We start from the raw sequence: 15,506 nt of genomic DNA on the forward strand, positions 1-15,506 counted from the left end.
ACCCAAGGGAAACAGGGTGCGTTCCCTCCCAACAAACAGGCTCCTCCCGCACGGAAGCCGTCCCTCTCTTCCCCCCCCCCCCCCCCCCGATTCCGCCGCCTACTGCTTCCAGCTCGGTGGCTGGGCGGGGTCGAGCGTCCGCCACTGCGCGAGGACCTTCGGGTCCTGCGCGTCGAGCCAGTCGGTCAGCTCGCGGAAGGACACACAGCGGACCTCCTTGCGGGGGCAGACCTCGCGCATCGTGTCCTCGGCGGCGTCCATGTAGATCCCGCCGTTCCAGTCCTCGAAGTGGTTCCCGATGAACAGCGGCGCGCGGCTGCCGTGGAAGACCCGCTCGAAGCCCGCGACGTACGCGTTCCGGGCCTCCTTGCGCCATGTTTCGTACTTCGTGGGGTCGCCCTCGGTGCTGCCCTCGGACTGGTTGTAGAGGAAGTTGAAGTCCATGGACAGCACCTGGAAGTCCTTGCCGGGGAACGGCAGCATCTGCAACGGGAGGTCCCAGACGCCGTTCTTCTTGGACGGCCAGATCTGGAAGTCGCCCGGGGAGCTCGCGTCGTAGCGCCAGCCGAACGGCTTGGTGGCCGGCAGCAGGGTCTTCTGGCCCTCCAGACAGGGCGCACGCCCGCCGACGACCTCACGGGTGGGGTCGAAGGGGAGCGGATCGAGGTCCTTGAAGCCGGTGTTCGTCTTCCAGTTCTGCACGAAGGAGTAGAACTGGCCGATCTCGCTGATCCACTCGTCCTTGCTCCAGTCCCCGCCGCCCTTCTTTTCGCAGAAGTGGCCGTTGAAATGGGACCCGATCTCGTTGCCCTCCCGCCAGGCCTCGCCGAGCTGCTCCAGCGTCATCCGGATGTGCTCGCGCGTCGGGTAGGAGATCGCGGCGGCTCCGGCCTTGTGCTGGGGCGGCTGGTAGAGGTCCCGCTTCTCCTTCGGGAGGAGGTAGATGCCGGTGAGGAAGAACGTCATGTGGGCATTGCTCTCCTTCGCCGCACGACGGAAGCGCGAGAACATGTGGTCGTCGCCCTCCAGCGCGCCGTCCCAGGAGAACACCACGAACTGGGGCGGCCGCTCACCGGGCTTGAGCCGCTCGGCCTTCAACTGCTCCGGCTGCGGCCCGGTGTAGGACGTGGAGCCGTCTCCGAGGATCTTGACCTTTCCGTCCCAGCCCTTCTCCGCGCTCCCTCCGCCCTTGGGGTGCTCCCGGGCGGTCGGCTTCGGCGCGGCGACGGTGCGCGTGCCCTGCTGCGGGGTCCGGTCGTCCGAGGCGTTGTCGGACAGCAGCGGGACGAGCGCCGCGGAACCCGACACCACAAGACATACCGCGAGCCCCAGGACGATGCGGGGCGTGAGGCGGGCCCGTATTCGGCGGACGGTGGACTTGGCTCTGGTATCTGTCACTTCGTCATGGCTTCCGTGTATGTGTTCCAGATCTGGGCCGGGAGCTTTCCGTCGTCGGCCGGGCCCCCGGCCAGCCCCTTGAGCGGCAGTGGCGCGAGGCTCTTCGTCAGGTCCATGCGGTAGACGACGACGGCGGTGGACGCTGCCGGGCCGTATCCGACGAACCAGCGCGCGGTGTCGTCCTCGGTGGTTCCGGTCTTGACGGCGACCGGAGTGGGGGGCACGACACCGTTCCTGCCGCCCGGCCGGTTGAGCGATGCGGTGACCTCGTCGGCGACATCGGTCCGTACGGCGCGCCTCGGCCGCGGCAGGTCGAGCCGGACCGGCTCGCCGTTGCGGGTGACCTTGCGGACCGAGTACGGATCCATGTGCACGCCGTGGGCCGCGAACGTTCCGTACGCGTCGGCCATCCGGATGGCGCTGGGCGTGGAGTTGCCCATCGCGAACGCCGGAACGGGCGGGCCGAAGCTGGAAGGGAGCAGTCCCGACGCCTCGGCCGTACTGCGGACCTGCTGCAGGCCCGCGTCCATGCCGAGTTGGAGGAAGGGGGAGTTCACGGACTTCGCCATGGCGTCGTGCAGGCTGATGCGGCCGTGGGAGATGTCGCCGTCGTTGTTGCCCTTGACCATCTTCCCGCTGCGGTCCCAGTAGGGGCCTTCGGGTGTCATCACCGGGATGTCGTCATCGCCGTCGTACATGGTCGAGGGTACGACGGTGGAACGCGGACCGTTGCGCTGGTGCGACACACCGTGCTGCAGGCCGGCGGCGTAGACGAAGGGGGTGAACGCCGAACCGGCCGGGACGGTGCCCGCGTTGGATTCGTTGAACGCCTGCCGCTCGTAGTCCGGTCCGCCGTACACCGCGAGGATCCGGCCGTCCGGGGCGACGGACGCGGCACCGAAGCGGACGAACCGGTCGGCCTTGCGCTGCTCGGGGTCGAGCGCGCCGCGCGCGTCACGGACGGCCCGGGTGAGGGCCGTCATCCGCGGCTTCTCGAACGTCGTGTAGATCTGGTAGCCGCCGAGGTCGAAGCGCGCGTCGGAGATGTGCCCGACCCGCTTGGCGTACGACTCGGCGAGCTGGACGAGATAGCCGTCCTGCCCGCCCGCGCTGTTCGGCCGGTGCGGGGGCTTCGGGTCGGGAAAGGTGGTGTACGTGGCTCGTTCGGCCGGGCTCAGTTTGCCGATCTCCACCATGCGGTCCAGCGTCCACCGCCACCGTGCGACGGCTCGCTTCCGGTTCTGGGGGTTGACGGCCGGGTCGTACAGCGAGGCCCCCTTGAGCAGGGAGGCGAGGAACGCGCCCTCGCTGGCGTTGAGCTGGGTGACCTCCTTGCCGTAGTAGGCCTGCGAGGCACGCTGGAGACCGTAGGTGCCACGGCCGAACCAGCTGGTGTTCAGATACTCCTGGAGGATCTTGTCCTTGCTCAGGCGGCTGTCCAGCTTGACCGCCAGCAGCATCTCGGTGAACTTCCGCGAGAAGGACTGGTCCTGCGTCAGGTAGACGTTCTTGACGTACTGCTGGGTGATGGTGGACCCGCCCTGGGTGTCCCCGTCGCCGACCGTACGCCACAGCGCGCGGGTGATCCCTTGCGTCGATATGCCGTGGTCGGAGTAGAAGTTGGCGTTCTCCGCCGCCAGTACGGCCCATCGGACGTGGTCGGGGATCTTCGACAGGGGCATCTCCTGGCGGCTCACCCAGCCGGTCCGGGCCATCGGTGTGCCATCGGCCCAGTAGTAGACGGTGTCCTGCTGGGTGGCGAAGGCGTTGAGGTCCTCGGGTATGTCCGTGCGGGCGTAGGCGACCCCCACCACGGTCGCCAGTGTCGCGGTGAACATCAGGACCGAGCCGAGGACCAGCCGCCAGGAGGGCACCCATCTTCGCCAGCCGCGCCGGCCCGCGCGTGGATAGTCCGGTCTGCGTGGCAGGCGGGCGAATGGGCGCTTCGTCTGTTTCCGGCGCCCCGTTCCCGGGACCAGCACCGTCCGTGCGGCCCGCGCCGTCCTGCTGAAAATGTTGTGCTGTGTCATTCCGTCCAGCCATGACAGGCCGGGCCGGCCGCAGATCGCGACCGCGCCCGTGCAGTGGTCATTGAGCGTCCGCCGCCACACGCCGGCACGTCGACTCTCCGCAGCAAAGGCCAAAGCATGACCGAGAGTTCTGTTGCGAAGTCACGTAAAGATAACAGGCCGTCGGGAGAGGTCGTGCCGGTCGGCTCTCCTCGTCATCGAGCCCGCCCGGCGACCGCCGGGCAGTACGGGCGGACCGGCATCGAACCGGCCAATTCGTTTCTCCCTATTCGCCCGAGCCCACCGGAACACCGGACTGTTTCCGCACCTTCACCGGGTCCGGCAGCGGCCGGCGGACGGGCAGGAGGAAGCGTCAAGCGTTGTTCCGGCCAACACCGACCCGCGCCGTACGACAGGGACATGGTGGCACCGGGGCCCATTTGCCTAAGGTCTGAGGGCGCGCAGCTGGGCCGGCCGGTCGATCCATCGCCATGGTCAAACGACGCATCGCACAGGGGGAAGCAGTGTCGCGTGTCAAACCCGTCCTGGCACGGGCCCTCCGTACAACTCCCTTACTCCGCCTGGACGTCGCCCACCGGGGTCGGGTGCGGCGTCTGGGACTGAAGCTCGAAGAACACGGCCCCACCGGATCGGTGAAGGACCGCAGCGCCGTCGGACTGCTGCGGGCGCTGCACGACGAACGGCCGCTCACCCCGGGAACGGTGGTGGTGGAATCCACCTCGGGCAACCTGGGCCTCGCCCTGGCCCGGCTGCTGCCGACGGTCGGCTGCGACTTCCTCGCCGTGGTCGACCTCAAGACCCCGCACGCCACCCGCCGCAGGCTCGCCGACAGCGGAGCCCGGGTGATCGTCGTCGATGAACCCGACGGTCTGGGCGGCTACCTGCTGAGCCGGCTGCGCCGGGTGCGCGAGCTGTGCGCGGACAACCCCGGATACCGCTGGCCCGACCAGTACGAGAACTGGGCCGCGCCCGACATCCACCGGCGCATCACCGGTCCCGAACTCACCGAGCAGGCGGGACCGGATCTCGCCGCGGTGTACGTACCGGTCTCCACCGGCGGCACCCTCGCGGGCATCGGCGCCCATCTGCGCGAGCACCGGCCCGACGTCGCCGCGGTCGCCGTGGACGTACGCGGCTCACTGGCCGTCTCGGGCAGCGCCGGACGACGTCTGGTCCCGGGCATCGGAGCAAGTCGGCCGTCCGTCTTCCTGAGGGCACCGCACAGCTACGACCGCGCGGTGCACGTCGACGACATCGAGGCGATAGCCGTCTGCCGGATCATCGCCGAGGACGTCGGGCTCGCACTCGGCGGCTCCAGCGGTTGCGCCGTGCGAGCGATGCTGAGCGACCAGGAAGAGGCCGGGCCGGACGGCCGCCTCGTGGTCTGCCTGGCCGCGGACGGCGGCGCCAAGTACCGCGACACCCTCTACTCCGACGACTGGGCGACCGAACAGGGTGTAGCCAAGGAGATCACCTCCGCCGTGGCACGACTGCGCAGCGAAGGACTCTTCTTCGACCGGAAGCACCAGGAGCACTGAACATGGGCACCAGCACCACCCTTGACCGGCAGCGGACGCGCCCCGGCCCCCGGCAGTTCCTGCCGCTGGTGCAGGGCGCCACGCTGATCGAATGGACCGGAACGGGCCTCTTCCTCGCCGTCTCGACCATCTACTTCGTCAAGGTCGCCCATCTCAGCACCTCGTCCGTCGGTACCGGCCTGACCATCGGCGGGGCCGTCGCCATCGCCACCGCCGTGCCCATCGCCCGGCTGGCCGGACGGTTCGGGCCGAAGCCGGTGCTGATCGGTGTGATGCTGCTGCGCGCACTGGCCACCGTCGGCTACCTCTGGGTGGACGGCTGGTGGAGCTTTCTCCTCGTGGTCGCCGTCATCGCCGTCACCGAGCAGTCCTCACCCCCACTGGTCCAGTCGTACGTCGGGGCACGCGCCCCGGAGAGCCTGCGCGCGAAGGTCATGGCCGTGCAGCGCACCGTCGTCAACCTCGGCATCAGCCTGGGCGGGCTGATCGCCGGAGTCGCCCTGGGTTCCGGCGCGCCGGGAGCCTTCCGGCCGCTGCTGATCGGTGGCGCACTCGCCTATGTGGCGGTGGCCGCGGTGTACGCCACCGCGCGGCGGGAGGAAGCCGTGACGGCGGTGGGGAGCGCCCGGGTGGCGGATCTGCTCAAGGACCGCCGACTGCTGGGCTTCACCGCGTACAACGCGCTGGTGTCGCTCTGGATGCCGGTGCTCAACGTGGCCTTCCCGCTCTGGCTCGTCACCGAGACGGACGTACCGGAGCGCTATGTCGGCATCCTGTACGCAGTCAACACCGTGCTGTGCATCGCCCTCCAGTACCCGCTCAACCGCTGCTACAGCACCACGCGCCGGGCATGGTTCTCGTACGCGGCCGCGGCACTGCTGCTGAGCGGGGGCGCCCTGGCCTTCGCCGCCGCGCCCGGCTTCGGGGCCCGGGAGGCGCTGCTGGTGCTCGGCGCGGCCGTCGTCCTTCTGACGTTCGCCGAACTGCTCCAGGTCGGTGCCTCGTGGACCCTCTCCTTCGACCTGGCACCGGAAGAGGCGCGCAGCGCCTATCTGGTGCTGTTCAACACCAGCCGCACGGTGGCCAACCGGGTCGCGGGCCCGGTGCTGATGACCGGCGTCGTCCTCGCCCTCGGCACGGCCGGCTGGATCGCGCTCGCCTGCGTACTGCTGCTCGGCGCGCTCGTCCCCTTCGCGATGCTCCGCGCAGCGCACGCCACCGGCGACTGAACCCGCCCCCGCACCGTCCCCACCGCAACCGACCCACTCTCCAAGGAGCCCCGCCCGTCATGGACTTCGAGCAATACCCCGACAGCCACTTCCGCTATCTGACCCGCGCGGACGTCATCGAGGCAGCCCGCGACGTGGACATCGTGGCGGCGGTGGCCGAGGCGCTCAGGCTGCACTCCGCCGGACAGTCCGTCCTTCCCGAGGAGGCCTATCTCGGCTGGACCACCCCGCAGGGCGACTCGGCCAGGCTGCTGGCCATGCCCGGCGCCCTCGCCCAGGAGGGGCGGCCGCCGGTCGTCGGCATGAAGACCATCAACGCCTCGATCGGCAACCCGGGGCGCGGCATACCCCGCTCCCAGGGCTTCACCCTGCTCCTCGACCCGGAGACCGCCCGACCCCTCGCCCTGATGGAGGCCGCCTACATCAGCGCGATGCGCACCGCTGCGGTGACCGCGCTCGCGGTGCGCCATCTGGCGGTGGCAGAACCGCGCGGGCTGGCACTCCTCGGCTGCGGCGCCCTCGCGCAGGCACACATCGCGCTGCTGCTGCGCACCGTCCCCACCCTGCGCCGCATCACGCTGTACGACGTGGCGCCCGACCGCGCGAAGTCCGTCGCCCACCACATCGCCTCGCTGCCCGGTGCGGCGGACATCGAGACGGTGGTCGCCGACGCGCCGCGCGAGGCGGTGCGGGACGCCGAACTCGTCGTGCCCGTCACCACGGTGACCCAGGGGTACATCGAACCGGACTGGCTGCGGCCCGGCGCGCTCGTCTGCCATGTCTCGCTGGACGACCTCACCGAGGCGGCCGTGCTCTCGGCCGGCACGGTGATCGTCGACGACTGGAGCCTGGTCCGTGACGATCCGCGACGGCTGCTCGGCCGGATGCACCGGGCGGGCACCCTGCTCGGCCCCGACGGCACCCCGCGGCAAGGAGTGACCGCCCGGCCCGGGGCCCGCCGCGTCGACGGCACGCTCGGCGATGTGCTCGCCGGGCGGCACCCGGGCCGCCGCGACCAGGACGAGATCGTGATCAGCAACCCGTTCGGGATGTCGATCCTCGACGTCGCCGTGGCGGACCGCATCCACGCCCGCGCCGAAGCCGCCGGTCTCGGCGCCCGGCTCACGCTCTGAGGGGGATCCGCATGACGATCGATCAGAACATCCAGGAGATCAACCGCACCATGTGGTCGTACGGCGAGTACCGGCACGTCGCCGATCTGCTGCGACCGGGCGCCGTCGAGCTGGTCGACCGGCTCGCCCCCGCGTCGGACACCGCCCATCTCGACGTCGCCACCGGCAACGGCAACGTCGCGCTGCTGTCCGCCCTGCGCGGCTGCCTCGTCACCGGACTCGACCTGACCGACGAGTTCTTCCCCGACGCACGCGAACGGTTCGCACAGGCCGGTGTCGAGGTGGAACTGCGCCGCGGCGACGCCCAGGAACTCCCCTTCGCCGACGCCTCGTTCGACCTGGTGACCTCCACCTACGGAATCCAGTTCGCGCCCGACCACGCCGCGTCGGGCGGGGAGATCTCCCGGGTGCTGCGGCCGGGCGGCCGGATCGGCATGTGCAACTGGACGGCACGCAGCTGGACCGCGCACTTCCAGGAGATCCTCTCCGCCTACTTCCCCTCGCCCAATGGCCATCAGGGACAGCCCATGCTGTGGGGCTCACCGGACTACCTCGCCGAACTCCTCGGCCCCGAATTCACGATCACGTCCGAACGGCGGGAACTCTTCTACCCGTTCGCCGCGGCCGAGGACCTGGTGACCTTCTTCGAGAACTGCTTCGGCCCCTGCATCGCGGCGAGAAACACCATCTCGCCGCCCTCGCGATGGAAGGAACTGCGAGCGGAAATGGTCGAGATGACCGAGGGATTCCACACCACGGACGAACGCGGCACGGGCGTGCCCGTCGAGTACCTGCTGGTCGTCGCCGAGAAGCGGACGGCCCGGTGATCGGCCTGCCCGAGCACTACCCGCGGCTCCCGCTGGCGGAAGGGGCGCGGGAGAGCGCCGTCGCCGCGGCACTCACCCGCCATGAACCGTACGAGCTGGGCGAAGCAGTCCACGCCCACGTCGAGCGGTTCGCGGCCGCACACCCCGACCGGACCGCGATCGAGGACGGCGAAGTGTCCCTCGGATACGGCCGGCTGGCCGACCTGATGCGTCGCACCGCGGCGCAGCTGGCGGCTGCCGGGATCCGGGACGGGCAGATCGTCGCGGTCGGCGGCCGGCGCGGCGCCGACGTCGTCGTGGCCTTCCTCGCCCTGGAGCTGCTCGGCGCCGTCTACCTGCCGGTCGACGCGAGCTGGCCCGCCGCACGCGTCGAATCCCTGCTCACCGACAGCGGCGCGGCACTGATGCTGACCACCGGCGCACCGGCGGACAGCGGGGAACTGGTCAAGGGCGCCCGTGCGGCCGGCGTACCCACCACGACACCGCGACCGGCGGACCCTCCGTACACCCGGACCCTGCCGCCGGCCCCCGACGAGGTGCGCTACGTCCTCTACACCTCGGGGTCGACCGGCCGCCCCAAGGCCGCGATCGTCGAGCACCGGGGGATGCTCAACCACCTCCGGGCCAAGATCGACGACCTCGGGCTGACCGCGGACGACCGGCTGGCCCAGACCGCACCGCTGAGCTTCGACATCTCCGTCTGGCAGATGCTCGCCCCGCTGCTCGTCGGCGGCCGGGTACAGATCTTCGCCGACGAGCAGGCGCAGGACGGCACCCTGCTGCTGGAGGAGCTGCGCGGACGCGGAACCACGGTGCTGGAGACCGTGCCCACACTGATCCGCTTCCTGCTCGACGCCCAGGAGACCGCGGGAATCCGGCCCGGCGCGCTGCGCTGGATGATCGCCACCGGCGAGGAACTGCCACCGGCGCTGGCCCGGCGGTGGCACGACACCCTGCCGGGGATCCGGCTGCTCAACGCGTACGGCCCCACCGAGTGCTCGGACGACGTCACCCATGCCGAACTCGGCCCTCCGGCCGCCGGAGTACGCCATCTGCCGATCGGCTCGCCCATCGGCAACGCCGAACTGTACGTACTGCGCGAGGAGAACGGGCAGTGGCACGCCTGTGCGCACGGGGAGACGGGGGAGCTGTTCGTCGGGGGACTCGTCGTGGGACGCGGGTACCTCGGTGACCCGGAGCGTACCGCGCTCGCCTTCTTCACCGACCCCTTCGGCGCCGACGGCGGACGCCTCTACCGCACCGGGGACGCCGTACGCGTACTGCCGGACGGCCAACTGGAGTACCTGGGCCGGGTGGACCGGCAGGTGAAGGTCGGCGGCGTACGCATGGAGCTCGCCGAGATCGAGGCGGTACTCGGCGGCCACCCCGGAATCGCCGCCTGCGCCGTCACCGTCCACACCCCCGACGACACCGGAGCCCTGGTCGTCCGGGAGAGCGCCCACACCCCGGCGGCCGCGCAGCCGCCCCGGCTGGTCGCCTACGTCACCGCCTCCGGCGACGAGCCGGCGGAGGCATCGCTGCGCGCCCATCTGAGCGACCGGCTTCCCGCCCCCATGGTGCCGCACACCTTCGTCGTCCTGCCCAGGCTCCCGCTCACCCGCAACGGCAAGACGGACTACAAGGCCCTGCCCGCACCACCGCGCCGCAGCCGCCCCGACACCCGCCCGTACACCCCACCGCGGGGCGAGGCGGAGACCGCCATCGCGGCGGTCGTCGCCGGGCTCCTCGGCACCGGACGGGTCGGCAGGAACGACAGGTTCCTGGAACTGGGCGGCGACTCGCTGCTCGCCATGCGGCTGGTCGCCGCCCTGCGCGAGACCGGATCGGCGGCCGGTCTGCGTGACGTGCTGCGCGACGGCAGCCCCGCCGCGCTCGCCGCCCTCGGCCACGACCAGCGGCCCGCGACCGCTGCCCGCCCGGCGACGGCACGGGACGACGCGCCCCGTACCCGGCCGCTCACCCCGCAGCAGGCCGGGGTCTACTTCCACTGGCGGCTCGACCCGCTCAGCCCCTACTACAGCTACCAGGGCTCCCTGGAACTCGACGGGCCCCTCGACGTGGCACGGCTGGCACGGGCCTGGCAGCTGCTGCTCGCCGAGAATCCGCTGCTCCTCGCCCGGTTCGCCGAGACCGACGAGGCGGACGGGCGGGAAGCGGGGCACGAGGTGGTGCACCACTACCCGCACTGGGAGGTGCCGCTGCCCGCAAGCGCCCGGGACATCACCGCGGAGGCATTCCGCACGGTGGCCGCCGAAGAGGCGGCCAGGCCCTTCGACCTCCTCACCGAACCGGCCCTGCGGACCGGGCTGTTCCGGCTGCCCGGCGGACAGCACCGACTCCTGGTCACCATGCACGAACTGCTCCTCGACGGCTGGGGAGCGACCGTGCTGTTCCAGCGGCTGGCCGAACTCTACGAACAGCGCCCCGCCGGGCCCGACCCCGAACGTGCCACCCGCTACGACCGCTATCTCGACCACTTGGCGGAGCGGCTGGCCACCGAGGAGGTGGCCGAGGCGGGGGAGTACTGGCTGCGCCGCCTCGCGGGCGACCTCCCGGCACTCCGGATCGCCCAGAAACAGCGGCCCGCCACACCCGCCTACCGGGGTGAGATCACCGAGGCGGTCCTCGACGAGCAACTGTCCCGGCGGCTGCGCGACACCGCGCTGGCCGCCTCCGCCACCGCCTTCGTACCGCTGCTGGCCGCCTACGCCCTGGCCCTGAGCTACTACAGCGACGCCGACGACGTGATCATCGGCGCCCCGATGGCGGGGCGGGAGCGGCCGGAGACCGCCGACGTGCCCGCCTTCATGCTCGCCATGCTGCCACTGCGCCTGGACATCGACCCGGCCGCCACCCTCGCGGAGTTCACCGCACAGGTGCGGGAGACGGTGTACGACGCCTACGCCGCCGCCGAGCACCCCTTCGGCTGGACGCTGCGGCGGCTTCCGGCCGCCTCGCGGAGCGCATCGGCGACCCCGGTCTTCCAGACCATGCTCAACATGCTGCCCTACCCGGCGCGCGCCACCACCGCGTCGGACGTCCGGTTCCGTTTCGTCGAACTGGACACCGGCTACACCAAGTACGACTGCGCCCTGTACGTACAGCCGCACGGCCCCGGCGGCCTGCTGCTCCAGTACGCCTACCAGCAGGAGCTGCTCGACGCGCCGGCCGCCCGCAACGTACTGGAATCCACACTGATCGCGCTGCGGGCCCTCACCGACCCGGAGCGCGCCGAGCACACCACCGTTCGTTCCCTCGATCTGCTGCCCGGAGACGATCACCGATGAACACGCCGACCCTGCTGGAACGCTTCGCCGAGCAGGTGGCGGCCCACCCCCGGGCCGTCGCCCTGCGCCACACCGGCACCACCGTCACCTACCGCGAACTCGACGAATGGAGCGGCCGGCTGGCCGCCCGGCTCACCGCCAAGGGCACCGGTCCCGGCTCGCTGGTGGCACTCGCCGCCCAGCGCGGCCCCGCCGCCGTCGCCGGAGTCCTCGCCGTACTGAAGACCGGCGCCGCCTACCTCGGGCTGGACCCCGCGATACCCGTGCGACGGCAGCGCCGGATGGTGGAGGAGACCGGACCGCACTGCGTGCTGGCCGAGCCCGGACTCGACCAGTTCCCCACCCTGGACGCGCCGCGCGTCACCCTGGCGCCCCTCGCCGAGGGCCCGCTGCACCAGGCCCCCGAGCAGGAGCCCGACGAGGACGCCCTGTTCCACATCGTCTACACCTCGGGTACGACCGGAAACCCCAAGGGCGTACGCATCAGCCGCCGTTCGGTCCGGGGCCGGCTGGAGTGGATGTGGCAGGACCACCCGTTCCCGGAGAACGCGGTGCTCGCCGTCCAGAAGTCCCTGGCGCTGGTCGCCTCGCCCTGGGAGCTGCTGGGCGGACTGCTCAAGGGTGTCCCGTCCGTCGTGCTCGCCACCGACGAACTCCTCGATCCGGCGCTCTTCGCCGCCGCCGTCGAGCAGGAACGGATCACCCATCTCTTCCTGACCCCGCAGCTCATCGCCGGGCTGCTGGAGGAGAGCGCCGATCGCCCCGGCGGGCACCGGCCGGTTCTGGTCACCAGCGGCGCCGACACCCTGCCCGTGGACACCGTCCTGCGCTTCCGCGAGGTCTGGCCCGACGCCACCCTGCTCAACCTGTACGGCATGACCGAGACCGCCTCCAACGTCGCCGCGTACGACACCGCCCGACTGCCCGCCGACGCCGAACGCGTCCCCGTCGGCAGCCCCGTGGCGGGCGCCTCGCTCTCGGTCCGCGACCGGCTCGGCCGACGGCTGCCGACCGGTGTGGGCGGCGAGGTGTGGGTCTCCGGAACGCCACTGGCCCTCGGCTATGTCGGCGGCGACGACGAGGACCGCTTCATCACCGACGACGCCGGGGTCCGGCACTACCGCACCGGTGACCGGGGCCGCCAACTCCCCGACTCCGTGATGGAGATCACCGGCCGCGCCGACAATCAGATCAAGGTGCGCGGCTATCGCGTCGAGCTGGAGGAGATCGAGGCCACCCTGCGCAAGGCACCGGACGTCACCGACGCGGGGGCCTACGCGGAGAACGAGGACGGCGAGACACGCATCGTCGCCTGCGTCACCGCAGACGAGGAGACCGGCGCCGCCGCACTGCGCGCCCATCTGCGCGACCGGCTGCCCGACTACATGCTGCCCGCCCGCATCCAGCAGGTCCCGCAGCTCCCGCGCAGCACCAACGGCAAGCTGGACCGCACCGCCCTGCGCACACTCGTGGCAGGCATCGGGCAGGAACGGGCGGCCGGATTCACCCCGTCCGACGCCACCGAGACCGCCGTCGCCGCGCTCTGGCAGGAACTGCTCGGCGCCCCGCCCGCGTCGGCGGACCAGAACTTCTTCGACGCCGGAGGCCACTCCCTGCTCGCCGTACGGCTCGCCAACCGGCTGGCGACGACGGCGGGCCGCCGGGTGCCGCTGCGCCGCATCCTCGGCGCACCCACCGTCACCGCGATCGCCGCCCTGTGCCGCGACATCCAGCAGGAGGAGCAGATATGAACGTCCCATGGCTGACCGTGCCGGGCGAGCAGCCGCAGGGCGCCGCCACCGGCACCCTCGCCGTCTGCTTCGCACCCACCGGCGCCCACGGCTCCACGTTCGCGAGCTGGCGCGGCCGGCTTCCCGAGGACACGACCCTTGCCCTCGTCGCACCGCCGGGTCGCGGCACCCGCGTCGACGAGGAGCCCGTCACCGACATGGCCGCCTACGCCGACGCGACGGCGGCCGGGATCCGTGAACTGCGGGGCGGGCGGCGGCTGGTGCTGATCGGGGTCAGCCTCGGTGCCCTGCTGGCGTACGAGACCTGCCGCAGGCTGCTCGACTCCGGGGTGCCCGTCGCACGGCTGTGCGCCGTGGCCGGACAGTGCCCCGGCGACTTCCACGGCCGCGGCGAGGAAGTGACCGTCGAGGACGCCCGTGCCTTCGTCGCCGGGACCGGACTGACCGACCCGGAGCTGCTGGCGGACCCCGAGTTCGAGGAGGTGCTGCTGCCTCCCGTCATCGCCGATCTGCGGCTGGCCGCCGGGTACGACGGCCGCCTCGGAGCCGTTCCGCAGGTCGAGCTGCGCGCGGTGTGGGCCACCGACGACCCGCACGTGCCCGAGGTCACCGTGCGCCGCTGGGCCGAGTGGACCCGGGGCGACTGCACCCTGATGTCCGTCGAGGGCGGCCACTACGCCCACCAGGAGAACCCGGCCGCGGTCATCTCCGCATGCCTCGACGGACTCCCCGGAACCCGGCCGTCACGGCGCTCCGTGCTCGGTGCCGGGGCGACAGCCGTCGCGGCCACGGTGATGGGCCTCGGCGCGGTGGCCTCGTCGGCACCCGCAGCGCGGGCCGACGCGGCGACGGCGACGGGCGGCGTCTCCTTCGACGGCGATCCCACCGATCCCGTGGGCCTCGCCGTCGCCATGATCCGCCAGAACACCAGCAACCCCGGCGATGGCGCGGTCACCCTGCCGCTCGCCCGGATGCTCCAGGGCATCTTCCGGGCCGCCGGGGTCGGCACCGAGATCGTGCCCACTCCGAAGGACGGCAACGTCCACTTCTTCGCCCGCGTCCCCGGCAGCGGACCGGGCACGAAGAAGCCCCTGGTCCTGCTCGGCCACTCCGACGTGGTGCCCGCCATCGGCGACACGTGGGAGACGGACCCCTTCGCCGGCGAGATCAGGGACGGCAAGCTGTACGGCCGCGGCTCGCTGGACATGAAGGGCGTCAACGCCGCCTTCGTCGCCGCTCTGCTGCGCCATGTCCGCGAGGGAGCGGCCTTCGACCGCGACATCGTCTTCTGGTCCGACTGCGACGAGGAACAGGGCCCCTACGGCGTGCGCTGGTTCCTCACGGAACACCCCGGCAAGGTGGCGGCGGGTGCGGTCATCACCGAGGGCGGCTGGGTACTCGACCAGCGCGACGGCACCACGCCCATGATCGCCTCGCTCACCTGCAACGACAAGCGCTCCCTGCTGCTGCGCCTGGAGACGGCCTCGTACGCCACCCACACGTCCAAGCCGTTCAGCGGACAGGCGGTGATCCGGCTGGGCGAGGTGCTCGACCAGCTCGGGCAGTGGCGTGCACACATCCGCCCGAACGCACTGTCCCGGCGGTACTTCGCCGAACTGGCCGAGGCCACCACCGACCGGCCCTTCGCCAAGGCTCTCCGGGAGATGCTCGGCGCCCGCACGGACCGGCAGCGGGACAGAGCGGGGGAAGCGGTGGTGCGGCTCAGCGAGACCCCGGAGCTGCACAACGCGATGCTGCGGACCACGCTCGCCTTCACGGCCGCCCAGTCCGGCTACTACCCGAGCATCGTGCCCGGCACGGCGACCGCGGAGTTCCGGGCCGCCTTCCTGCCGGGGGCCGAGGACCCCGGACGCATCGTCGCCGAATTGCGCTCGCTGATCGGCAACCGGGCGACGCTGAGTGTCGTCGGCAACCCCGGTGAGACCGAGCAACAGGCCCTGGACCGGCTGCGCGGCTATCTGGCCACGCCCGACTCCGACTACGACACGGACGTCTTCCGCGCCTGGCAGAGCGCCGTACGTCGGACCCATCCCGGAGTGCGGGCCACCGCCTGCCAGTTCGAGGCGGTCACCAGCGCGGTGCCGTTCCGGGAACAGAACGTACCCGTGTACGGCATGTATCCGTTCACCGTGAACCGGGACATGCTCAAGCGCATGCACGGCACCGACGAACACATCGGCGTCGAAGCACTGCGGCAGGGCACCGAGACCGTCTACCAACTCCTGGCCGGGCTGCGGACCGACGCCTGAGTCCCTGACGCACCGCGCGGGC

Annotated in this window: 9 protein-coding genes; 7 read left to right on the forward strand and 2 right to left on the reverse strand. The window is 71.5% G+C overall.

Going from position 1 to position 15,506, the window contains the following annotated elements; genetic code table 11:
- Positions 1 to 99: 99 nt before the first annotated feature.
- Complete coding sequence (locus ACFVX4_RS28200) at positions 100 to 1,398, reverse strand: hypothetical protein (protein ID WP_389982065.1); 1,299 nt, start codon at positions 1,396 to 1,398, stop codon at positions 100 to 102.
- The gene (locus tag ACFVX4_RS28205) at positions 1,395 to 3,428 is read right to left on the reverse strand and encodes a transglycosylase domain-containing protein (RefSeq protein WP_389982068.1); all 2,034 of its coding nucleotides are present in this window, start codon (positions 3,426 to 3,428) and stop codon (positions 1,395 to 1,397) included. Before ACFVX4_RS28205 ends, ACFVX4_RS28200 begins: the two co-directional genes overlap by 4 nt.
- 470 nt (positions 3,429 to 3,898) lie before the next feature.
- Here ACFVX4_RS28205 and ACFVX4_RS28210 point away from each other — a divergent pair, with 470 nt between their 5' ends.
- Genes ACFVX4_RS28210 through ACFVX4_RS28240 form a run of 7 tightly spaced genes read left to right on the forward strand, consistent with a single transcriptional unit; the run spans position 3,899 to position 15,484 of the window.
- A complete protein-coding gene (locus ACFVX4_RS28210; RefSeq protein WP_389982071.1) occupies positions 3,899 to 4,966 on the forward strand; it encodes a pyridoxal-phosphate dependent enzyme in 1,068 nt (355 codons plus the stop codon).
- A gap of 2 nt (positions 4,967 to 4,968) precedes the next feature.
- Positions 4,969 to 6,195 carry an MFS transporter gene (locus ACFVX4_RS28215; RefSeq protein ID WP_389982074.1) on the forward strand — a complete coding sequence of 409 codons (1,227 nt, stop codon included), beginning with the start codon at positions 4,969 to 4,971 and terminating at the stop codon, positions 6,193 to 6,195.
- Between the two features lie 59 nt (positions 6,196 to 6,254).
- Complete coding sequence (locus tag ACFVX4_RS28220) at positions 6,255 to 7,328, forward strand: ornithine cyclodeaminase family protein (RefSeq protein WP_389982077.1); 1,074 nt, start codon at positions 6,255 to 6,257, stop codon at positions 7,326 to 7,328.
- An 11-nt stretch (positions 7,329 to 7,339) separates the two neighbouring features.
- Positions 7,340 to 8,155 (forward strand): class I SAM-dependent methyltransferase, encoded by an 816-nt coding sequence (locus ACFVX4_RS28225; RefSeq protein ID WP_389982080.1) that lies wholly within the window; start codon positions 7,340 to 7,342, stop codon positions 8,153 to 8,155.
- Positions 8,152 to 11,463, forward strand: coding sequence for an amino acid adenylation domain-containing protein (locus ACFVX4_RS28230; protein ID WP_389982083.1), 3,312 nt, complete (start codon positions 8,152 to 8,154; stop codon positions 11,461 to 11,463). Before ACFVX4_RS28225 ends, ACFVX4_RS28230 begins: the two co-directional genes overlap by 4 nt.
- Entirely contained in the window at positions 11,460 to 13,214 is a 1,755-nt protein-coding gene (locus ACFVX4_RS28235; RefSeq protein WP_389982086.1) for an AMP-binding protein, read from the forward strand. Before ACFVX4_RS28230 ends, ACFVX4_RS28235 begins: the two co-directional genes overlap by 4 nt.
- Entirely contained in the window at positions 13,211 to 15,484 is a 2,274-nt protein-coding gene (locus ACFVX4_RS28240) for a M20/M25/M40 family metallo-hydrolase (RefSeq protein ID WP_389982089.1), read from the forward strand. The genes ACFVX4_RS28235 and ACFVX4_RS28240 overlap by 4 nt, the downstream gene beginning before the upstream one ends.
- Positions 15,485 to 15,506: the final 22 nt, after the last annotated feature.

The sequence above is a fragment of the Streptomyces sp. NPDC058240 genome, from assembly GCF_042882135.1.
Classification (GTDB): domain Bacteria; phylum Actinomycetota; class Actinomycetes; order Streptomycetales; family Streptomycetaceae; genus Streptomyces.